A 20064-nucleotide genomic window follows, 5' to 3' on the forward strand; every position below is an offset into this window, starting at 1 on the left:
GCCCGTTTTCGTTTGGGCTACTTGCGCGAAACGGGTTCGGGATGACGGCGGCGCAGGGTTCGAGAGGCGGGTTCTTCGGCCGCCCTCACGACCAGGACCGGCTCACCCGGCCCGGCTTGCCGTCCAGGCCGCGCGCTCGGCTTCAGTCAGCGGCAGCTCCATGCCGCGTCCTTCCGCAGCGGATCGCTCGGCCGCCTCGATCACGGCCATGACCGCGAGCGACTGGATCGGCGGCACCGGATTGGCCGCCCTGCCCCGCGCCGCTTCTGCCACCAGGCGATAGAACTCACGCTGGTCGCCGGGTTCGGCCGGAAGACGGCTTGCCTGTCCTTCGCCATTGTAGAGCACGAGCGGATCAGGGTCCTCGCCCCACCCTTCGGCGCCAGGCGCCATGCCGGAGAGCAACTGGCTTTCCTGCACGTCCATGCCCTGCTTGACGGCGCTGCCGCCGGTTCCGTGGACGATGAAGCGCGGCACGCCGCCCGCCACCAGCATCGAGGCATGCAGAACCGCCCGCTTCGCGCCGAACTCCAGCACCACATGGGCCCAGTCGGCGCTGCGCGCGCCTTCGCGCTGGAGTGCCAGAGAAGCCGTGACCCGGTCCGGCAAGCCCAGCAGCAGCAGCGCCTGGTCCACGAGATGAGGCCCCAGATCGAACCAGATGCCGGCGCCGGGTCCATCGTTCTCGCGCCAACGGTCACGCACTTGCGGGCGGAAGCGGTCGAAGTGGCTTTCGAGGTGTGAGACTTCGCCGAGAAGACCCTGTTCAATGGCCTTGCAGATGCTGCGAAAATCGCTGTCCCAGCGGCGATTGTGGAACACGGTGAGCTGGCGGCCAGTCTCTTCGGCCAAGGCGATCAGCGCGCGGGCCTCGGCCATGTCGAGCGTGAAGGGTTTGTCGACGACGACGTTCTTGCCCGCGCGCAAGGCCGCCTGGGCCAGCGGGAAATGCGTATCGTTAGGTGTGGCCACGACCACCAGATCGAGTTCTGCATCGCCCAGCAGGGCCGCGGGGTCGGCATGCACCGTCGCACCGGGGAACGCGGCCAGGACCTTGTCGGCGCTCCGGCTGGCGACGCCGACCAGTTCCAGCCCTTCCACCGCGCCGATCAGCGGAGCGTGAAACGTGGCCCCGGCATAGCCGTACCCGAGGAGGCCGACCTTGAGAGCTTCGCTTGCCGGGGTCATGTCGTGTTCCTTCTCGGGCTAGTGGCCGTTCAGACGTATTGGGCCTGCCACATGCTGGCGGCAATGCTTTCCCGCGTCAGCGCATCCGGCTCGGCCGTGGCGAGACCCTCGGCCTGTGCCTGGGCCGCCACCACGACGGCGATTTCCAGTGCCACGTCGCGAAGCTCGGTCACGGCGGGCAGCAGGCCATCGTGATCGGCGCGGCTCAGTTCGCCCAGGCGGCGCGCGGCGACCATGAACATGCCGTCGCTGATCGCGGTCGCCCCGCTCGCCAGGGCGCCAAGGCCGACACCGGGGAAGACATAGACATTGTTGACTTGCGTGACGCCCGGCGTGCCGAAGGGACTGCCGGTGCCGACGATGGCCTTGCCGCCGGTCCACTCCAGGATGTCCGCGGGATGGGCTTCGGCGCGCGAGATGGGGTTCGATAGCGGGAAGATCACCGGGCGCTCGACGTTTTCGGCCATGGTGCGGACGGTGCGCTCATCGAAGGCCGCTTTCTGGCCCGATGTGCCGATCAGCACGGTCGGGTGGACATTGGCGACCACTTCCTGAAGCGAGATCATGTTCTGGCCGCTGACGTTCCAGCCTGCGATCTCTGCCGGATCGCGGGCAAGGCGAAGCTGCTGCGGCGGCAGGCGGGGCACGTCGGAAAGGATCAATCCGTCCCGGTCGACCGCCCAGATCCGGGCGCGCGCGGACCTGTCGTCGAGACCTTCGGCGACCATGGCCTGGACCAGCATCTCCGCCACGCCGCTGCCCGCCGCGCCCGCGCCGAAGAGCACGACGCGCTGCTCGGTCAGCGGCACGCCGGTCCTGCCGATCGCTGCCAGAAGCGTGCCGACGGCTGTGGCGGCGGTGCCCTGGATGTCGTCGTTGAAGCTGAGCAGCCGGTCACGATAGCGGACCAGGAGATCGTAGGCGTTCTTGCCCGCGAAATCCTCCCACTGGAGCAGGACGCCGGGGAAGCGGTCATCCACCGCGCTGACGAAAGCCTCGACGAAATCGTCGTAGTCCTGCCCCCGGACGCGCCCGGCACGCCAGCCTACGTAGAGCGGGTCTTCGCGGCGCGCGTGGTTGTCGGTGCCGAGGTCGAGCAGGATCGGCAGGACTTCGGAAGGGTGGATGCCGGCGCAGGCGGTATAGAGCGCCAGCTTGCCGATGGGGATGCCCATGCCGCCCGCGCCCTGGTCTCCCAGGCCGAGAATGCGTTCGCCGTCGCTGACGACGATCACTTTGACCCGGTCATAGGCGGGGTCGGCCAGGATGTCGGAAATGCGGTCCTTGTTGGGGTAGCTCAGGAACAGGCCGCGCGGGCGGCGCCAGATCTCGCTGAAGCGCTCGCAGCCCTCGCCCACGGTGGGCGTATAGACCAGTGGCAGCATGCGCGGCAGGTCGCTCTGGACCAGCGCATGGAACAGCACTTCGTTCGAATCCTGAAGCTCGCGCAGGAAAGCGTAGCGCTGGAAGTCGCTTTCCTTTTCCTCCAGCGCCTTGCGGCGGCGCTCGATCTGGCTGTCCAGCGTGCCGACATGGGGCGGCAGCAGGCCATGGAGGCCGAACTCGTCACGCTCCTCGGCGGTGAAAGCGGTCCCCTTGTTGGTCAGGGGATCGGAAAGCAGCGCACGGGCGGCAGCGTGACGGGTGGGAGACATCGACGACCTTTCCTTCACAGCATTTTCAGGTCAGGCAGGCCGCCTGACGACTCGAAAAAATGCTTCAAACCAATGATCCAGGGCGAATTTCGCCCTAGAAACGCAGACTCAGCCAGCCCGCCAGGAAATCGGAGCTGCGGTATCCCGCATCGGTCAGCGCGGGGCCGGCTTCGAGATGCTCGTAGCGCCCGGTGAACGAAACGCGGGGCGAGATCTGCCAGACCGCCTGCAAGCGGGCGAGTTCGGCGATCTTGCGCGCCCGGCCGTTCTGGGTGCCGGCAAAGGGTTGGCCGTTGGCCCGATAGACCGCATCGGTGACACTGTCACGCCAGGCGAAGCGGTATTCGGCATTCACTTTCACGTTCTTCAGCGGCGTGAAGCTGAAAGTGGGCGCGATGGCGCGCAAGTTGCTGGGCGTCAGGTAGAGCTGGTAGCTGAAATAGACGTTGTTGCCGAAAGGCGAGTAGGCATCGCGCAGCTTGCCGTCGCCATAGCCGCCCCCGCCGCTGGCATAGTCCGCGCTGAGCCCGATCCGCGGCGCGGACTTCGACGCCCCCAGCCGGTAGGACTGCGCCAGCAGCACCTGCCAGGCGTCGATCTTCTGGTCGATGAATTCGCCCCACTGGTGGTTCACCGTCCAGTCGAGGTTGATCGGCCCGGCATCGCCGTAGACGTGGACCCCGCCGTAATAGCGCGTGGCCGGGCCGATCCGCCCTCCCCAGGTGCCCACGCCGTTACGGCGCCGCCAGAGGAAGGGATCCACGAAGAGCTTCGAATCGCCCAGGAACGTCTTCGGCACGGCATAACCCAGCGTCACGCCGGAAAAGCGGCGCTCGGGATCGCTCTTGTCGTCGCCGATGCCGTCCTCGCCATAAGCGGTGGGGCGCAAGTCGAAGACGTCCGCCCGCACCGCCTTGCCGCGCGCCCAGGCGCGCACGCCGTTGAGCGTGTAGTGGATGGTGTTGTTGTCGCGCTGCGACGTCAGCAGGTTGGGTCCGTCCACGAACTCCTGCCGCCCATAGCGGATGCCCACGTCCAGCCCTGCCAGCCGGCCATTGGCCTCCGCGAAATACTGCTGGGCGACGAGGCCGTTGCTCATGTTGGTGGCGGGCGTGCCGATGTTCTCGCCCGCGAGGCCGGCATGGGCCAGTTCCCCGTAGAAGCGCAAATGCGGGCCGACATGGACGTCGGCGCCCACCACCATGCGGCTGATGTCCTGCCGCTGGGCCTCGGCCTCGCGCAAGTTGGGATTGGTGGTCTGGTTGACCCGCAGGCGCAGTTCGCCCGAAAGCGTGACGTAGATGTCTCCGGTCTCGTTCAGGGGCAGGAACTTGAGCCGGTCGAGAAAGTCGTCGCGCTTCTTGGTATCGGCCATCGACCGCCAGTCCTCGGCCCAGCGGGAGATGCTGTAGCCGTTAGTGACGGCGCCGTCGCCATTGGAGGAAACCGGGTAGATCGGGGCTTTCGCCTCGTCTGCCAGTGCAGCGGTGGGGGCTGCGAAAAGCGCCGGAGCCGGGGCGCAGCAAAGGGTGGCGGCAAGCAGCCGCGGAAGACCGGTCTTCATAAGGATGATTCCTGTGCGGGGCCGCAGCCCCGAGGGTCAGTGCCCGTTTGAAGAATGCCCGCGGGGTATTTTCAAAGCGGCACCGGCCCCAAACAATCTCGGGTCAGACGAGCGCGGGGCTCGCGGTGGCAGCGGGCTCGCGATTGGCGAGCACGGCCTTGAACCGCTCGGTGTCGAGTTGGCCTTCCCAGCGCGAGACCACCACCGTCGCCACGGCATTGCCGATGAAGTTGGTGAGGCTGCGGCATTCCGACATGAAGCGGTCGACGCCCAGGATCAGCGCCATCCCCGCGACCGGCACCGAAGGCACGATCGACAGTGTGGCGGCCAGGGTGATGAAGCCCGCGCCGGTGACGCCCGCCGCACCCTTTGACGAGAGCATGGCCACACCCAGCAGCAGCACCTGCTGGCCCAGCGTCAGTTCCACGTTGCAGGCCTGCGCGATGAACAGCGCCGCCAGCGTCATGTAGATATTGGTGCCGTCGAGATTGAAGCTGTAGCCGGTGGGAACGACGAGGCCGACGATGCTCTTGGGGCAGCCGGCGCGCTCCATCTTCTCCATCAGCGAAGGCAGCGCGCTTTCCGAGGAAGACGTGCCCAGCACCAGCAGCAGTTCGGCCTTGAGGTAGGAAATCAGCGAGAAGATCGAGAAGCCTGCCAGCCGCGCGACCACGCCCAGCACCACCACCACGAAGAGTGCGGAAGTCAGGTAGAAGGTCGCGACGAGGCCCACGAGGTTGGCAAGGCTGCCGACGCCGTACTTGCCGATGGTGAAGGCCATGGCGCCGAAAGCACCGATCGGCGCGGCCTTCATGACGATCGAGACCAGCTTGAAGAACACCAGCGACACGTCTTCCAGCAGCGAGAGCGGACGCGCACCGCGGTCGCCCAGCATGGCCAGCGCAATGCCGAAGAGAATGGCGATCACCAGGACCTGAAGGATATTACCCTGGGTCATGGAGGAGAGGAATGTGTCCGGGATCATTTCCATCAGGAACCCGGTGATCGACGTTTCGTGTGCCTTCTCGGAGTAAAGTGCGACCTTCGAGGCATCGAGCGTGGCGGGATCGATGTTCAGGCCCTGGCCGGGGCGAACCACGTTTGCGACGGCCAGCCCGACGATCAGCGCCAGGGTAGAGAAGAAGAAGAAATAGCCGAACGCCTTGCCCGCCACCCGGCCCACCGAGCGCAAGTCGCGCATGGAGGCGATGCCGGTGACGATGGTCAGGAAAATGACCGGCGCGATCACCATCTTCACCAGCTTGATGAAGGCATCGCCAAGCGGCTTCAGCGCCTCACCCGTGGCCGGGGCGAAGTGGCCCAGCGTCACGCCCGCCGCGATGGCGACGAGCACTTGCACATAAAGATGTCCGTACCAGCGCTTTGGCGCGGTCGGTTCGTGCGTGTCGGACAACTGGGCGTGCATGGTAAGGCCTTCCTTCCTCTCTCGGGCACGCTCAAGACTTATGCTTATCGCGTGCCGGGCAGAAACTGTTCGATTCCACGCTGCGGCAAAAGCAGTTTTTGCATTCATTGGAAACGGCTGATTTCCGGGCCTTTACGGCGGAGAGATGCGGAGCCGAGGGGCAACAATCGGCACATTGCATTGCAGCGATGTGCAGAAATTTGCACATCGCTCCCTGCCGGTCTAGGCTGGCGCGGTGAATCGTCGCCACACGCTCTACTGGCTGCTGGCAGCCCTGGCCGCCGCGCTCCTTGCCGCGGGTCTGGCCGGCGAATTCGTGCGCCAGCGCGCCACCGCGGCGTTCTCCGCATCGGTCGCTGCCGACGCGCGGCTGCGCCAGTCCTTGCTCGACAGCGAGATCGCCCGGTTCCGCCTCCTGCCGCAGACCCTGGCGGACGACCGGGACGTGATCGCCGCCGCCAATCGCGAAAGCGGCGCGGACGAGCGGCTCAATGCCAAGCTGGAATCCTTCGCCGGCCAGATCGGCGCCTCGGCCATCTACCTGGTGGGAGAAGACGGGTTCGCGATCGCCGCCAGCAACTGGCGCCACCGCGACAGTTTCGTCGGCCGCGACTACCGTTTCCGGCGCTATTACCGCGACGCCCTGCGCCGCGGCGACGGCGCCCAGTTCGCGCTGGGCACCGTAAGCCATCGTCCCGGCCTATACCTGGCGCGAAAAGCCGCCGGGGACTGTGTGATCGTCATCAAGCTCGACTTCGACCGGATCGAGGCCCAGTGGCGCACGGCAGGCGGCGAGACCTTCGTGACCAACCGCAACGGGGTGGTCCTCGTCGCCAGCCGCCCCGCCTGGCGCTTCGCCATGACGCGCCCGCTCGATCCTGCCCTCCAGCGGGCCATTGCCGGCGACATCGGAATTCCGCGCCTGACGCCCGCCCGCTTCTCCAGCGACGGTGACGGCCTGCTGCACATGCCCGAACGCAGCGGACGCCTGCTTCTTGCCACCAGCGCGCCCAACCGCGACCAGTGGCAGGTCAATCTGGCGCTGCCGATCCGGGTGGCCGTCACCACGCCGATGCGCAGCGCCCAGGCCGTGGCCGCGACTTTGGCCCTGCTCGCCGTCGGCGCCCTCTGGTGGCTCGCCCAGAGCAACCGCCGCCGCCGTGAACGCACCGCCCAGCTGGAAGCCGCCGTCACCGAGCGGACGGCCGAACTGCGCCGCGAGATGGAGGAGCGCAGTGCGCTCGAACAGCGCGCGGCCCTGCTGCGCGAGGAGCTGCGCCTCGCCAATCGCCTCGCCACGCTGGGACAAGTCACGGCCAGCGTCGCTCACGAAACCGCGCAGCCCGTGGCCGCGATCCGCAACTATGCCAGCTCGGCCGGGCAATTGCTGGACCTCGGTGCGGCCGCGGAAGTGCGCGAGAATCTTTCCGCCATCGACCGCCTTGCCGAACGCATCGGCATCATCACCGCGCAGCTGCGCGGCTTCGCCCGCAAGGGCAGCACCGGCGAGAGCGCGGTGCCGCTGGCCGAAGTGCTCGACGGCGCGCGCCTCCTGCTCAAGGAGCGCCTTGCCGCGCTGACCTTCGAAACCCCGGCGATTCCCCCCGGCCTCAAGGTTCGCGGTGACAAGGTGCGGCTGGAACAGATCCTGGTGAACCTCCTCCAGAACGCCATCGAAGCGCTCGCCGGGCGCGCGGCGCCCCGCATCATCCTGTCGCTGGCGATCGAGGGCGAAACGCTGCGCATCACTGTCACCGACAATGGCCCCGGCATCGCCCCGGACATCGCGGATCGCCTGTTCACGCCCTTCGCCACCAGCCGCGCCGAAGGGCTCGGGCTGGGCCTGGTGATCGCGCAGGATATCGCGCAGGAGTTCGGCGGCGCCCTGCGCCTCGTGCCCAGCGACACCGGGGCCGCCTTCGAACTGCAATTGAGACTGGCCCGATGACCGACCTTTCCGCCGGCACCCGCCGCGTCGCCCTCGTCGAGGACGACGAAGACCTTGCCCGTTCGACGGCACAGCTGCTGAAACTCGCCGGGTTCGAAGTCGAAAGCTTCCCGGCCGCCGCCCCGGCGCTGGCGGCGCTCACCGCCGACTGGCCTGGCGTGGTCGTTACCGACGTGCGTATGCCGCACGTCTCCGGCATCGACCTGTTCCGCCAGCTTCACGAGCGCGATGCCGATCTGCCCGTCGTGCTGGTCACCGGCCACGGCGACATCGAGATGGCGGTACAGATGCTCAAGGCGGGCGCCTGGGACTTTCTCACCAAGCCTTTCGCGCCCGAGGCGCTGATCGCCGCCGTCACCCGCGCCGCCACCGCGCGCGGGCTGACGCTGGAAAACCGCCGCCTGCGGGCCATGTCGCAAGATGCCGACGCACCGCTGTTCCTGGGCGAAAGCCCCGCCATCCGCAGGCTTCGCGAGATGGTGCCGGTGCTGGCCAATGCGGATATAGACTTGTTCATCGAAGGCGAGACCGGCACCGGCAAGGACCTCCTCGCCCGCCTGATCCACCGCGCGGGCAAGCGTGCGCGCCACCGCTTTCTGCCTCTGGCCTGCGCCGGAATGCCCGAGGCGCTCGCGGAACCGCTCTTCACTGCAACCGGCATCGACGAACCCGGCCTGGCCGCAGCTCATCGCGGCACGCTCTACCTCGACGATATCGACCGCGGCCCGGCGCACTTGCAGGAGCGCCTGCTTCCCTTCGTAGAGCAGCGCGTCCTGCGCCGCCGGGGCGAGGCCATGCCCGTCGACGTGCGCGTGATCTCCACCAGCCAGGATGCGGCCGAAGGCCCGCCGCCCTCGCTGCTGCCGCCGCTGTTCTACCGCCTCGCCGCCATGCGCCTGCGCATCCCGCCGCTACGGGAAAGGCGCGAGGACATCCCCGCTCTCTTCGCCCGCTTCGCCGGCGATGCCGCCAGCCGCGTCGCCCGCGAGCTTCCGCCCGTCACCGCGGCGGTCCGCACGATGCTGGAACGCCATGACTGGCCGGGGAACGTGCGGGAACTCGCCAATTTCGCGGAGCAGTTCGTGCTGGGCCTCGGCGATCCCTCTCCCACGCCCTCCCCTTCGGGCAACAAGGGCCTGACCGAGCGGGTCGACGCCTTCGAGCGCGAGGAGATCGTCGCCGCCGTGATCGCCGCGAACGGGGAGATCGGCGCGGCCATCCGCGCGCTCGATCTGCCGCGCAAGACGTTCTACTACAAAGTGAACAAGCACGGGATCGACCTGGGGGCACTGCGGCAAAAAGGCTGAAGAGGCACAACACCTCCCTTCGTCATTGCGAGGAGGCGCAGCCGACGCGGCAATCCAGGAGCCGCACTAAGCCGCCCCTGGATTGCTTCGCTACGCTCGCAATGACGAGGAAGAGAGCGAGAACTTCAAACCAGCTCCGTCTCGATCCCCAGCCCCGCCTTCAACGTCAAAGTCACCGGCGTCCGCTCGGCAATATCGGCAAGCCGAGCCTTCTGCTCCTCGTCGAGGCCCACGATCGAGAGTTTGCGCTCGATATGCATCTGGTCCTTCGCACCCGCGAGCCGCAAGTCGACATCGACCGATACCAGGGGCCAGCCCTTGCGACTGGCGTACATCTTCAATGTGATCGCCGTGCAGGCCCCCAGGCTGGCGAGCAGCAGGTCGTAAGGCGCGGGTCCCACCCCCTGCCCGCCGAGCGCCTGGGGCTCGTCGGCGGTGATCGCGTGACCGCCGACCACGATCTCGGTGCGCCAGGGGGTTTCGCCGATATGCGCGGTTCCATGTGCCATGGTTTGAAGCTCCTCAGGCCGGAAGGGGGATGAATTCGCTCTCGTCGGGCACACGGTCGAAGCGCTGGGCTTTCCAGTCGTCCTTGGCCTGCTCGATGCGGTCGAGCGAGGAGGAGACGAAGTTCCAGTAGATATGGCGCTTCTCCGGCAGTGGCTCCCCGCCCAGCAGCATCAGGCGCGTGCCGCCCTTGGCCTTGAGGATCACCTCGGCGCCGGGCTTGAAGACCACCAGTTCGGTCTCCTTGAAGCTGCCGGTCTGGCCTTCCACTTCGACTTCGCCGCCGACGACATAGATCGCGCGTTCGACGTGCTCGGCCTTCACCTGGTAGCGCGCTCCGTCGAGCATGACGATATCGGCGTAGACCATGTCGGAATAGGTCTTGAGCGGCGAGGTCAGGCCGTCGGCCGTACCGGCGATCAGCGTCAGGCGCGTTCCGGCATCCTCGGTCACCGGGATCTCGTCCGCCTTGTGATGGGCGAAGGCCGGCGCGATCTCTTCGGCTTCCTTCGGCAGGGCGATCCAGGTCTGGAGCCCGAACAGCTTGCCGCCGCTGGCGCGGACTTCGGGAGACGTGCGCTCGGAATGGACGATCCCGCTGCCCGCGGTCATCCAGTTGACCTCGCCGGGCCGGATCGCCTGAACGGAGCCGAGGGAATCGCGGTGGAGGATCTCGCCTTCGACGAGGTAGGTCAGCGTGGAAAGGCCGATATGCGGATGCGGGCGTACGTCGAGGCCTTCGCCGCTGCGGAACACCGCCTCACCCATCTGGTCGAAGAAGATGAAAGGGCCGACCATGCGGCGCTGCGCAGTGGGCAGCGCGCGGCGGACCTGGAACCCGTCCCCAAGGTCGCGAACGGGGGGGAGAACGACAAGGTCTACACCTTCGATATCGGATGAGCGAACGGTCATGGGGCAATCCTTCCTTGCGCTTCTTTTGTATGCCTGAGCGCCGGGGAAGAAGGTCGGCGCCGATCTGGTAAATTGCAATCCGGGAGATGAGGGAGCGGACGATTTCCGCCCGCTCCCCAACTCGTTTCGGCCTTGGTGTCAGGCCGCGTCGACCAGGACGATCTCGCTGTCCTCGATCGCGGTCACCCGCAGGACGTCGAGGTCGCTGATGGCCGCGCCGTCGCGGGCGTTGACGCGCACGTCCTCGATCTGCACCGCGCCGATGGCCGGCACCAGGTAGGCCTTGCGGTCCTTGCCCAGCGGATATTCGGCGGTTTCGCCGGCCTTGAGGGTAGCGCCGATGACGCGGGCATTGGTGCGGATCGGCAGCGCATCGTTGTCATTCTCGTAACCCGATGCCAGCGTGACGAACTGGCCCGACCGGTCGCCCTTGGGGAAGGGCTTGGCGCCCCAGCTCGGTTCTTCGCCGTCGCGGGTCGGGATGATCCAGATCTGGAAGATCTTCGTCGTCACGTCCTCAAGGTTGTATTCCGAGTGCGTGATGCCGGTGCCCGCGCTCATCACCTGGACGTCGCCGGCCTCGGTGCGGCCCTTGTTGCCCAGGTTGTCCTGGTGAGTGATCGCACCCTCGCGGACATAAGTGATGATTTCCATGTCGCGGTGGGGGTGCGGCGGGAAGCCGGTCTGCGGCGCGATCGCATCGTCGTTCCAGACGCGCAGGTTGCCCCAGTGGACGCGGGCCGGATCGTGATAGCCGGCGAACGAGAAGTGATGCTTGGCGTCGAGCCAGCCGTGGTTGGCACCACCGAGGCTGTCATAAGGGCGAAGTTCGATCATATCCTGTCTCCGGGGGCGGCGGGGTGAGGTGCCGCCCTCTCTTGAAACCCCATATAGACTTGCCCGCATTTCAAGTTCAGAGGGATAAAATCGACCTGACTGTTCTAGGAGATTGAAAAGTGAGCAACCCCGGTACGCCGACCCTGGACCAGCTGCGCATCTTCCTGGCCATCGTCGACACCGGCAGTTTCGCTGCCGCCGGGCGCAAGCTGAACCGCGCGGTCTCCGTCATCAGCTACGGCATCGCCAACCTCGAAGCCCAGCTCGGCGTTCTGCTGTTCGAACGCGAAGGCACGCGCAAGCCGCAGCTTACCGTAGCCGGCCGTGCCGTCCTGTCGGAAGCGCGCGGTGTGGCCGAGGGGATCGACGGATTGCGCGCCAAAGTGAAAGGCCTGCTCGACGGTCTGGAGGCCGAAGTCGACCTGGCGGTGGACGTCATGTTTCCGGCCGAACGCCTCGGCGTGATCCTGCGGGCCTTTGCCGCGGAATTTCCGACCGTGCAGCTGCGCCTCCATGTGGAAGCGCTGGGCGCGATCACTGCGATGGTGCTCGACGGCACGGCGGTGGTCGGCCTGTCCGGCCCGCTTTTTGCCGGTGTCGACGGGCTCGAAAGCGTTTCGGTCGGCTCGGTGGCGATGGTGCCCGTGGCCGCGCCCGACCATCCGCTCGGCCGCATGGACCTGATCCCGCCCGGCGCCGGCCGCGAATATACGCAGCTGGTGCTCAGCGACCGCTCGCGCTTCACCGAAGGCAAGGACTTCTCGGTCATGAGCCCCAAGACCTGGCGCCTCGCCGACCTTGGCGCCAAGCACGCCCTGCTGCGCCAGGGCATCGGCTGGGGCAACATGCCGCTGCCGATGATCGAGGCCGATCTCGTGTCCGGCACCCTGATCCGCCTGTCGATGCCCGATCATCCCGGCGGCATCTACCGCTTCGGCGGCATCTGGCGCCGCGACACGCCGCCCGGCCCCGCGGCCGCCTGGCTGCTCGACCGCTTCGTGGCCCAATGCGAGATCGACGAGACGCTGACCGCTCTCCCGGATATCTGAATTAAAAGCGTAAATGGGGGAAAAGCCGGCTGGCAATAGTAAAAATCCCCCATTCCCGAAAGGAAGCAAGACTGCAATCTCCATAGACTATGAAGATGGGGCCTGATGATTCGGGCGGTGAACAGACTTTTCGTATCGAATTACTATGCGACAATCACCGTTATCGAGATTTGCCCCATCATCGCGATTGCCCCTGCCGTAGAGGTCGGATCGGTCGTCGAGCTTGGAGAGTTGGTCATGCTTCACGGAGTCCTGAGCACGACGACGACGAATACGGGACAGGATTCAAGACATTACCACGCTGAACCGCCGGCAATTCCGCAGGCCATCCCCTTAGCCAAGGCAATGGACACCGGCGGGGTGGGGCCGGACAGCCTCGCGCTGGCCAGAAGCCGATTGGCGGAGCACGACCTGCTCGTTCCGGTCGCGCCGCAGTCCGTCCCTGACGGCGACGCATCCGCCAAGGGCGGCCTTGCAGGCTGGCAGCTGCGCAGGGTCATCGGCCATATCGAGGAGAATCTCGGCCAGTCGCTGGCCTGCTGCGAACTGGCCGCCGTGGCGCGGCTCAGCACCGGGCACTTCTGCCGCGCCTTCAAGACCAGCGTTGGCGAACCGCCCCATGCCTACGTCATCCGCCAGCGCATTCGCCACGCCCAGCGCCTGATGCTGCGGACCGACGATGCCTTGTCCGAAATCGCCTGCATCTGCGGCCTGACCGACCAGGCCCACCTCACCCGTCTGTTCCGCCGCGTGGTGGGCAACACGCCCAGGGCCTGGCGCAACCGCTGGCGGCCGCTCACCGACTGACGGTCCCTTTCCCGACACCCTGCGTTCGATCCCGGCGGCGACCATGCCGGGACCACGTTCGGCGCGCCTCCGGCGTACCCGAACTCCTCGGGACTGGCGGACCCCATTCCCCCGCCCACCGCCAGTCCCGCATTTTCGCACGCATCGAGACATTTCAGTTTCATCGAACAGAGCGGTCCATTTTATCTGGATTTCTGGAATTCGTTTTTCGAGGCATTTCCCGGTTCAACGAGGCACCCCGCAGCCGTCACGGCCGGACCCTCTCCAGACCAGCCCCAAGGGGAATGACCATGAACACTGCCACCGCTACGCTCGCTCCCGCTGCCGAAGACAAGGGAATCCTGAAGTTTCTGCCGCTTGTGGGCCGCATCCTGATCGCCGCCATCTTCATCCTCAGCGGCCTTTCCAAGCTTTCCGATCCCGCTGGAACCATGGCCTACATCGGTTCGGTGGGCCTGCCCTTCCCCGCCGTGGCCCTGGCCGGTGCCGTTGCGGTGGAAGTCATCGGCGGCGCTCTGCTGATCTCGGGGTACCGCCTGCGCAGCGTCGCTGCCGCGCTTGCCCTGTTCAGCCTCGTCACCGCCTTGTTCTTCCACGCGCAGTTCGCAGACCAGAACCAGTTCATCCACTTCTTCAAGAACGTCGCCATGGCCGGCGGCCTCCTGCAGATCGTCGCTTTCGGCAAGGGCCGCGACTGATCCAGAACCAGCCAGAACCCGCAAAACGAGGGGCTGCCGAAAGGCGGCCCCTTTTTCGTTCCAGCGCCGCCAGATTACAGACATTCGTTTTACAGACTCGCATCCCGGACTTGGCACCCCGGAGAGATGGCGCCCCGGATCCGCGGCAGAACCGCTGAAATGGCCCGAATACCTGACATCAAGGAAAGCGGCCGCAGGATCGTCTCCGCGATAACACGCCGGTGCATTGACCTCAGACCTGTCACACAAGATACATACATCCGTTTTAGCAGCCGGCATCAGACAGACATCAAGGACTCCGCCCATGCGCAAGATTGCCCCGACCGTCCTCTCCGCCCTCGTCGCGGCGATGGCCCATTCTCCCGCCTCCGCGCGCGAGCTGGCCACGCTGACGCGTCTGGACGACCAGACCGTCGAGCTGGCCCGGACGGACACGGCACCGGCCACAATCTGGATCAGCACCGACACGGCGCTCGACAAGAACGACCAGCGCTTCGCCGCCGCCAGCAAGGACGCCGCGCTGAAGCTGCCGATCCCGGCCAGCGAGCGCCGCTACGTCATCATCCAGGGCAAGGGCGGCAAGACCACCGTCGTCGCCGAGCGCGTGGTGCCGCTTCAGCAGGGCAGCAACTTCCGCGACATCGGCGGCTACGTCACCAAGGACGGCCATACCGTGAAGTGGGACAAGGCTTTCCGCTCCGGCGCGATGCCGCTGCTGACCGAGGCGGACTATGCGCTGCTGGGCCAGGTCAATCTGGGCGCCGTGGTCGACTTGCGCTCGATCGAGGAACGCGAAGTCGCGCCCGACATGCTGGACGACCGAACCGGCGCGCTGTTCCTCGCCAACGACTATTCGCTCAAACCGCTCTTCGCGAAGATGGCCAAGAGCGGCGGCGAGAACATGTATCAGGGCATGGAAATCATGCTGGTCCCGCAGTTCCGTGCGCTGTTCAATCGCCTGCTCGCGAACGAGGGCGCCGTGGTCTATCATTGCTCCGCCGGGCAGGACCGGACCGGCATCGCCACCGCCCTGATCTACGACGTGCTGGGCGTGGACCGCGAGACGATCCTCAAGGACTATCACCGCTCCACCGAACTGCGCCGCCCCCAATGGGAAATGCCCAAGGTCGACCCGGCCGACTTCCCGAACAATCCCATTCTCAAGTACTACGCCGCGCGTGCGGACGGCCAGCCGCCCAAGGCCGAGCCGCTCTACACGCCCAGCGGCGCGTCGCACCTGGCCCAGTTCTTCACGTATCTCGACCAGCAGTACGGCGGATCGGAAGGTTACCTGAAACAGAAGGTGGGCCTGACCGACGCCGACATCGCCAAGCTGCGCAAGACCATGCTCGACTGACGGGTCACGGCCATGCGCCCGCCCGGCCGATCGGGCCGGGCGGGCTGGACGAAACCACGCTTCGGGTCGCAATCGAAGCGCAGCCTCGTCAAGGGCCGGAGCAATGCCCCCCAGCTTGCTCCGGCCCTTTCGCGTACTCAGGGTTTCCGCAAGGTCACCGCGTCGAGCGGCTCTCCGGTGGCGGTATAGGCGCGGTAGGCCAGGGCTTCCTGGCTGACGTCGATCACCTGATAGGCCTGCGTGCGCGATGCCGACTTGCGCGCCCAGGGCAGGCTGCCGACTTCGTACATCTTCGGTCCGGCGACCGAGACGGCATATGTCGTGCCCGCATCGTCCGCCGCGGGGCCGTTCTTGCCGATCGCGCCGCGGGCATAGCCGTGGTCGTGCCCCTGAAGGACCAAGTCCACGCGGTACTTGTCGATCAGCGGCTTCAGCGCGGCGCGCAGCTTCGGATTGTCGCGCTCGGGCTCGCTGGAGAACAGCGGGAAGTGCAGGAACAGGACCGTCCAGCGGTTCGGGTTGTTCGCCAGCAAGCCGTCGAGCCACTTCACGATCGCCTTGCGCGCCGTTTCGTCCCGGTCGACCTGCATGGAGTCGATAGAGATCAGGCGCAGGCCCTGGTAATCGGTGTACCAGCTCGTCTCGCGGCTCGCCGGAACGTCGGCCGGGCCGTTCTCCGGCAGCGTGAACTGCCGGCGCCACTGGCCGTTGATCGAGGACCCCGCCCGCGCCGCCTCGTCCTTGACGTATTCGTGGTTGCCCGGCGTCGGCATCTGCGGCGTCTGGGCATAGAGGAACCCGCCCGCGGCAAACCATTCGCCCCATTCGGCATCGCTGTCATGCCGGTTGATGAGGTCCCCGGCATGGATCGTGAAGGCCGCGTCGCCCGCCTGGCGGAAGGCCATGCGCAAGGTGCGCGAGGCTTCCGACAGGATCTGGTTCTGCATGTCCCCCATGTAGATGAAGCGGAACGGCTTCGCCTCGCGCGCGGCGGTGCGGAACTGGAACCACTCGGACCAATGCGTGCCGTCGCCCACGCGGTAGGCATAGACCGTGTCCGGCTCGAGCCCCGCCAGCACTGCCGAGTGATAGGCCGCGCGGAAGGCGGGATCCTCGCGGACGGCCAGCGTGGCGTCGTCGGTCTTCGCCTCGGCCGTCAGCGGCGTTTTCACGAAGTCGGGACTGCTTGTCGCCTTCGCATACTGGACCTGGCCCGGCAGGCCCGGCGCGGAGCGCCAGGTGACGGCCATCTCGGTGGTCGGATCGGCGGTGAGGTTCAGGATCACGCGTTCGGGCCGGACGGTGGCAGGTGCCAGCGGCTCCTGCTGCTGCACCGGCGCATCGGCGGCGAAGGCCGGGAGCGGCAGGCACAAGGCCAGCGCTCCCAGCAGGACATGGGCTTTCTTCTTCATCGCAAGTGTCCTCAGAAGATCAGGTTGAGGCCGAGCGTGATGCTGCGCCCGTTCTTGATGTAGGCGCGGCTCGCCCCGGTCCCCGACGACACGGTTTCCCAATACGTATGCGAGTCGAAGAGGTTCTGGACCTGGAGCTGCACCGAGGACTTCTTGAGGAAGGTCTTGCGGAAGGTCAGGTCCACGAAGCTATAGGCCTGCTCATAGGGATTGTTGCCGAAGTCCTGGATGCCGCCGAGGAATTTCGACTGGTAGTTCCACGCGCCGTAGATTTCCCAGCCCTTGCGCTCCCAGAACAGCTGGAGATTGGCGATCGTCTCGGGCGTTTCCATCAGCGGCAGGGTGTAGCCCTCAGGGTGCCAGGAAAGCCCCGTAACCGCCTTCGAGCGCTGCAACGTAAGGTTTCCGCCCACGCCCAGCGAACCGAGAATGCCCGGCAGCCAGTGCAGGAGCTGCTGGCCGCTGATTTCCATGCCGTAGACTTCCGCCCACTTGCCGTTGTTCGGCATCGAGATCGCCACGCCGGTCGGATCGACGTTCTCGCCCAGCGTCCCGTCACGGATGTTGCTGGAAGAGGAGCGGAACAGGAAATTCTCGATGTGCTTGTAGTAGAGCGCCACCGAATAGGCCCCGGTATTGCCGGCGTAGTGCTCCAGCGACATGTCGAGGTTGAGCGAGCGCATCGGCTTGAGGTTCGGATTGCCCTGGGCGATCGAAGTCAGCACCCATTGCGAGATCGGGTTTTCCTCGCCGTCGCCATCGGGATCGGTGTCGTAGCCATATTCGCGCGCCGAACTCATGCGGGCGATGTCGGGACGCGCGAAGCTGGTCCAGACCGCGCCGCGCAGCTTGGTGCGGCTGTCCAGTTCGTAGTTGACGTGAACCGAGGGCAGCACGTTCACGAAGCTGGACTTGTCCGAAACGAAGCGCTCGCCCTGGATCAGGTCCATGTTCCAGGCGTCGATGGTGTTGCGCGTCGCTTCCATGCGCACGCCCGCGATCACTTGCGCGCGGCCGAAGCGCGCCGTGCCCATGGCATAGGCGGAGATCACGCGCTCGTTGAAGCGGAAGCTGTCCTCGTTGGACAGTTCGGCGTCGTTGGGGTCGACCGCGAAACCGTCGAAGATCTCGCTGTCGCCATCTTCGGCGCGCTGGAGTTCGGCCAGCATCTTGCGGTTGTCGATGGTCGTGCCCAGGCGATAGAGGCCGCTATAGGCGCCGCCGAACAGGCTGTTCACATCCTTGCCGTAGAATTCGGAGAAGTCCGCCAGGGTGCCGTCCGCCTCGAGATTCAGGAACGAGCCCTGATAAGTGCGGCGGCGCGAATTGTAGAACTTGGCGCCCGTCTTGAACGATTCCACCCAGGAATCGACCGGCTTCCATTCGAGGTTGAACTGGGCCTGCCACAGCTTCTCGCTGCTTCCGCCCACTTCGCCTTCGAGGCTGCTGAAGTCGTATTGCGAGGGGTCCTGCACCGCTTCCAGACCGGCGGAATTGAGCAGCCACTTGGGGAAGCGCGAATCCTCGCTGCTGCTGAACAGCACGCCCTGATTGCCCAGCCAGCCGTACTTGTCGCTGCGGAACTCCAGGGTGTAGCCGTCGTCGAGATTGTCCTCCGACTGCGAGTAGGACACGTCGTAGTCGATCGTCAGTTCGCCCACGCGCGAAATGCCGCCGAGGTTGGCCGAAGCCAGGCTCCCCGTCTCGCGCGAACCTTCCCAGAAGCGGCGCAGGCGGAAGCCCTGAGGGTCCCAGGTGCCCGAACCGCCGTTGAGGCTGTAGAACGACTTGCCCTTGCGGTCGGCATCCGTGATCAGCCCGTCGCCGTCCTGGTCGACGATCTGGCCGAGCGAATAGCCATAGATGCGGCCCAGCCTGGAATCGGTACCGACGATGCTGTCTTCGGGCTGGAGCAGCGTCGTATCGGCCACGTCCACCTGCACCAGCCGCGTCGAATTCTTCGCGGTATCGTTGCGGAAGTTCAGGCGGTTGAGGAATTCGTCCTTGCGGTACTTGTTGTACTGCCCTCGGAAGTGGAAGTCGTGGTCGTCGGAGCGATAGTCGATGCTGGTATTGGCGCCCCAGCGCTTCACGTCGGTCTCGCCGAAGCCCAGGTCCATGCCGCGCATCACGAAGCGGTTGGGATCCCAGCCCAGCGTCTCGCTGTTGTCGTACCAGGTATCCGGCTGGTTATCACCGTCCACGCCGTTCTGCTCGAACTGCGACTTGCGCCGGCTCCAGCTGCCCGAGACGTAGATGCCGAAATGATCGTTGAACTGGCGCGAAAGCGCGCCGGAAACCTGGCCCGACTTGCGATGATCGTACTTGTCGAGCATGCCGCCCTCGGCCGAGAGGCGAGCATACATCGGCGTCTGGTCGAAGGCGGTGGGAGTGGAAATGTCCACCGAGCCACCCAGCGCGTCGCCGTCGCGGTCCGGCGTCAGGGTCTTGTAGACGGTGATCTGCTTGATGCCGTCCGGCGGCAGGACCGAGAGCCGCACGCCGCGGTAGAAGTTGTTGTCACGCGAACCGGCACCGCCAAGGCGCACGCCGTTGATCGAATAGTTGTTCAGCTCGGTCGAGAGGCCGCGCACCGTGATGCGGTCGCCCTCGCCCGTGGTCGGGCTGCGCACGGCATTGACGCCGGGAAGGCGCGCCAGCGCCTCGGAGATGTTGTTGGCGGGCAGCTTGCCCATGTCGTCGGCGCTGACCGTGTCGGAAACCGTGTCGTTCTTGCGCTTGATGTCGAGCGAACGCTGAACCGCCTCGATATAGCCGGTGACGACGATCTCACTGTCGCCGGCCCCGGAAGGCTCTTCGGCGGCGACAGTCGCGACCGGGGCAGCCCGGCGCGCCGGCGCGGGAGCGACCGCGGCCGGACGGGGCCGGGCAGCACGGGCGCGCAGGATCACGGTGCTGCCGCGAAGCTGGGTTTCGACATTGGCCCCGCGCACGAGCTGGGACAGGGCCTGCTGCGCGCTCATCTTGCCCGACAGGGCCGTGCTGCGGCGCCCCCGCACCGCATCCGGCGCCGCGGCCACCTGCATGCCGGTGACCCGCGAGAACTCCTGAAGCGCGCGGCCCAGGTCCTGCGCCGGAATGGTGAAACTGTACTGCGTGGTAGCCGCCTCGGCGACCGGCGCGGCAAGGCCGCCCCCGACCGTTGCCAGCGCTATGGCCAATGCCGAGGCATGGGCCAGGGCTTTACTTGAACGAAACATCATATCCCCCGTTGGATCAGGCATTCGGGGGGAAGACGCAGGCAGACAACCAATCCCGACAATTATTTTTTCTTACATTTTCATTACGTTATCAAGTAAACTTGATGACAGCGGAAGATAGCAAGCCCCCCGGCTCAGCCTTCCGCCCACATGGCGAGACGATGACATGAGCGGGC

Annotated in this window: 15 protein-coding genes; 6 read left to right on the forward strand and 9 right to left on the reverse strand. The window is 66.1% G+C overall.

The annotated features are described in order from the left end of the window. Positions 1-102: 102 nt before the first annotated feature. From ACZ1J6_RS13595 to ACZ1J6_RS13610, 4 genes are all read right to left on the reverse strand, one after another. Positions 103-1188 (reverse strand): oxidoreductase, encoded by a 1086-nt coding sequence (locus tag ACZ1J6_RS13595; protein WP_431566953.1) that lies wholly within the window; start codon positions 1186-1188, stop codon positions 103-105. A 29-nt stretch (positions 1189-1217) separates the two neighbouring features. Continuing rightward, the gene (locus ACZ1J6_RS13600; protein WP_431566954.1) at positions 1218-2843 is read right to left on the reverse strand and encodes an NAD-dependent malic enzyme; all 1626 of its coding nucleotides are present in this window, start codon (positions 2841-2843) and stop codon (positions 1218-1220) included. Positions 2844-2937: 94 nt separating this feature from the next. Next, on the reverse strand, positions 2938-4407 hold the full coding sequence (locus ACZ1J6_RS13605) for an alginate export family protein (RefSeq protein ID WP_431566955.1): 1470 nt from the start codon (positions 4405-4407) through the stop codon (positions 2938-2940). Positions 4408-4510: 103 nt separating this feature from the next. Then, positions 4511-5833 carry a dicarboxylate/amino acid:cation symporter gene (locus ACZ1J6_RS13610; protein ID WP_132263481.1) on the reverse strand — a complete coding sequence of 441 codons (1323 nt, stop codon included), beginning with the start codon at positions 5831-5833 and terminating at the stop codon, positions 4511-4513. A 235-nt stretch (positions 5834-6068) separates the two neighbouring features. Between ACZ1J6_RS13610 and ACZ1J6_RS13615 the strand changes: the two genes are divergently transcribed. Together ACZ1J6_RS13615 and ACZ1J6_RS13620 are read left to right on the forward strand one after the other, a co-directional pair. Then, a complete protein-coding gene (locus ACZ1J6_RS13615; protein ID WP_431566956.1) occupies positions 6069-7781 on the forward strand; it encodes a sensor histidine kinase in 1713 nt (570 codons plus the stop codon). Continuing rightward, positions 7778-9088, forward strand: coding sequence for a sigma-54-dependent transcriptional regulator (locus tag ACZ1J6_RS13620; RefSeq protein WP_132263484.1), 1311 nt, complete (start codon positions 7778-7780; stop codon positions 9086-9088). Before ACZ1J6_RS13615 ends, ACZ1J6_RS13620 begins: the two co-directional genes overlap by 4 nt. 125 nt (positions 9089-9213) lie before the next feature. Here the strand turns inward: ACZ1J6_RS13620 and ACZ1J6_RS13625 are convergent, their stop codons facing one another. The 3 genes from ACZ1J6_RS13625 to ACZ1J6_RS13635 all read right to left on the reverse strand — a co-directional run bounded on the left by ACZ1J6_RS13625 (position 9214) and on the right by ACZ1J6_RS13635 (position 11344). Continuing rightward, on the reverse strand, positions 9214-9597 hold the full coding sequence (locus tag ACZ1J6_RS13625) for an OsmC family protein (RefSeq protein WP_431566957.1): 384 nt from the start codon (positions 9595-9597) through the stop codon (positions 9214-9216). A gap of 13 nt (positions 9598-9610) precedes the next feature. Then, complete coding sequence (locus tag ACZ1J6_RS13630) at positions 9611-10507, reverse strand: pirin family protein (RefSeq protein WP_132263487.1); 897 nt, start codon at positions 10505-10507, stop codon at positions 9611-9613. 138 nt (positions 10508-10645) lie between these two features. Beyond that, positions 10646-11344, reverse strand: a complete 699-nt coding sequence (locus ACZ1J6_RS13635) for a pirin family protein (RefSeq protein WP_132263489.1) — start codon at positions 11342-11344, stop codon at positions 10646-10648. Between the two features lie 119 nt (positions 11345-11463). Here ACZ1J6_RS13635 and ACZ1J6_RS13640 point away from each other — a divergent pair, with 119 nt between their 5' ends. The 4 genes from ACZ1J6_RS13640 to ACZ1J6_RS13655 all read left to right on the forward strand — a co-directional run bounded on the left by ACZ1J6_RS13640 (position 11464) and on the right by ACZ1J6_RS13655 (position 15255). Then, positions 11464-12393: a LysR family transcriptional regulator gene (locus ACZ1J6_RS13640; protein WP_132263490.1), complete on the forward strand. Its 930-nt coding sequence runs from the start codon at positions 11464-11466 to the stop codon at positions 12391-12393. Positions 12394-12738: 345 nt separating this feature from the next. Continuing rightward, a complete protein-coding gene (locus tag ACZ1J6_RS13645) occupies positions 12739-13200 on the forward strand; it encodes a helix-turn-helix domain-containing protein (protein ID WP_431566958.1) in 462 nt (153 codons plus the stop codon). 290 nt (positions 13201-13490) lie between these two features. Continuing rightward, on the forward strand, positions 13491-13898 hold the full coding sequence (locus ACZ1J6_RS13650; RefSeq protein WP_243654094.1) for a DoxX family protein: 408 nt from the start codon (positions 13491-13493) through the stop codon (positions 13896-13898). 304 nt (positions 13899-14202) lie between these two features. Next, positions 14203-15255, forward strand: coding sequence for a tyrosine-protein phosphatase (locus tag ACZ1J6_RS13655; RefSeq protein WP_431566959.1), 1053 nt, complete (start codon positions 14203-14205; stop codon positions 15253-15255). A 137-nt stretch (positions 15256-15392) separates the two neighbouring features. On the opposite strand, the gene ACZ1J6_RS13660 is transcribed toward ACZ1J6_RS13655, so the two are convergent. Next, positions 15393-16667: a purple acid phosphatase family protein gene (locus ACZ1J6_RS13660; protein ID WP_431566960.1), complete on the reverse strand. Its 1275-nt coding sequence runs from the start codon at positions 16665-16667 to the stop codon at positions 15393-15395. Positions 16668-16678: 11 nt separating this feature from the next. Further along, positions 16679-19888 (reverse strand): TonB-dependent receptor, encoded by a 3210-nt coding sequence (locus ACZ1J6_RS13665; protein ID WP_431566961.1) that lies wholly within the window; start codon positions 19886-19888, stop codon positions 16679-16681. Positions 19889-20064: the final 176 nt, after the last annotated feature.

Source organism: Novosphingobium sp. BL-S-21 (assembly GCF_055521655.1).

What these genes read in the sequence shown, in the direction of transcription:
- ACZ1J6_RS13665 (WP_431566961.1), bottom strand. Translation starts at nt 19,888, where the DNA reads ATGTTTCGTTCAAGTAAAGCCCTGGCCCATGCCTCGGCATTGGCCATA.
- ACZ1J6_RS13635 (WP_132263489.1), bottom strand. Translation starts at nt 11,344, where the DNA reads ATGATCGAACTTCGCCCTTATGACAGCCTCGGTGGTGCCAACCACGGC.
- ACZ1J6_RS13600 (WP_431566954.1), bottom strand. Translation starts at nt 2,843, where the DNA reads ATGTCTCCCACCCGTCACGCTGCCGCCCGTGCGCTGCTTTCCGATCCC.
- ACZ1J6_RS13620 (WP_132263484.1), top strand. Translation starts at nt 7,778, where the DNA reads ATGACCGACCTTTCCGCCGGCACCCGCCGCGTCGCCCTCGTCGAGGAC.
- ACZ1J6_RS13625 (WP_431566957.1), bottom strand. Translation starts at nt 9,597, where the DNA reads ATGGCACATGGAACCGCGCATATCGGCGAAACCCCCTGGCGCACCGAG.
- ACZ1J6_RS13660 (WP_431566960.1), bottom strand. Translation starts at nt 16,667, where the DNA reads ATGAAGAAGAAAGCCCATGTCCTGCTGGGAGCGCTGGCCTTGTGCCTG.
- ACZ1J6_RS13630 (WP_132263487.1), bottom strand. Translation starts at nt 10,507, where the DNA reads ATGACCGTTCGCTCATCCGATATCGAAGGTGTAGACCTTGTCGTTCTC.
- ACZ1J6_RS13595 (WP_431566953.1), bottom strand. Translation starts at nt 1,188, where the DNA reads ATGACCCCGGCAAGCGAAGCTCTCAAGGTCGGCCTCCTCGGGTACGGC.
- ACZ1J6_RS13655 (WP_431566959.1), top strand. Translation starts at nt 14,203, where the DNA reads ATGCGCAAGATTGCCCCGACCGTCCTCTCCGCCCTCGTCGCGGCGATG.
- ACZ1J6_RS13650 (WP_243654094.1), top strand. Translation starts at nt 13,491, where the DNA reads ATGAACACTGCCACCGCTACGCTCGCTCCCGCTGCCGAAGACAAGGGA.
- ACZ1J6_RS13610 (WP_132263481.1), bottom strand. Translation starts at nt 5,833, where the DNA reads ATGCACGCCCAGTTGTCCGACACGCACGAACCGACCGCGCCAAAGCGC.
- ACZ1J6_RS13605 (WP_431566955.1), bottom strand. Translation starts at nt 4,407, where the DNA reads ATGAAGACCGGTCTTCCGCGGCTGCTTGCCGCCACCCTTTGCTGCGCC.
- ACZ1J6_RS13645 (WP_431566958.1), top strand. Translation starts at nt 12,739, where the DNA reads ATGGACACCGGCGGGGTGGGGCCGGACAGCCTCGCGCTGGCCAGAAGC.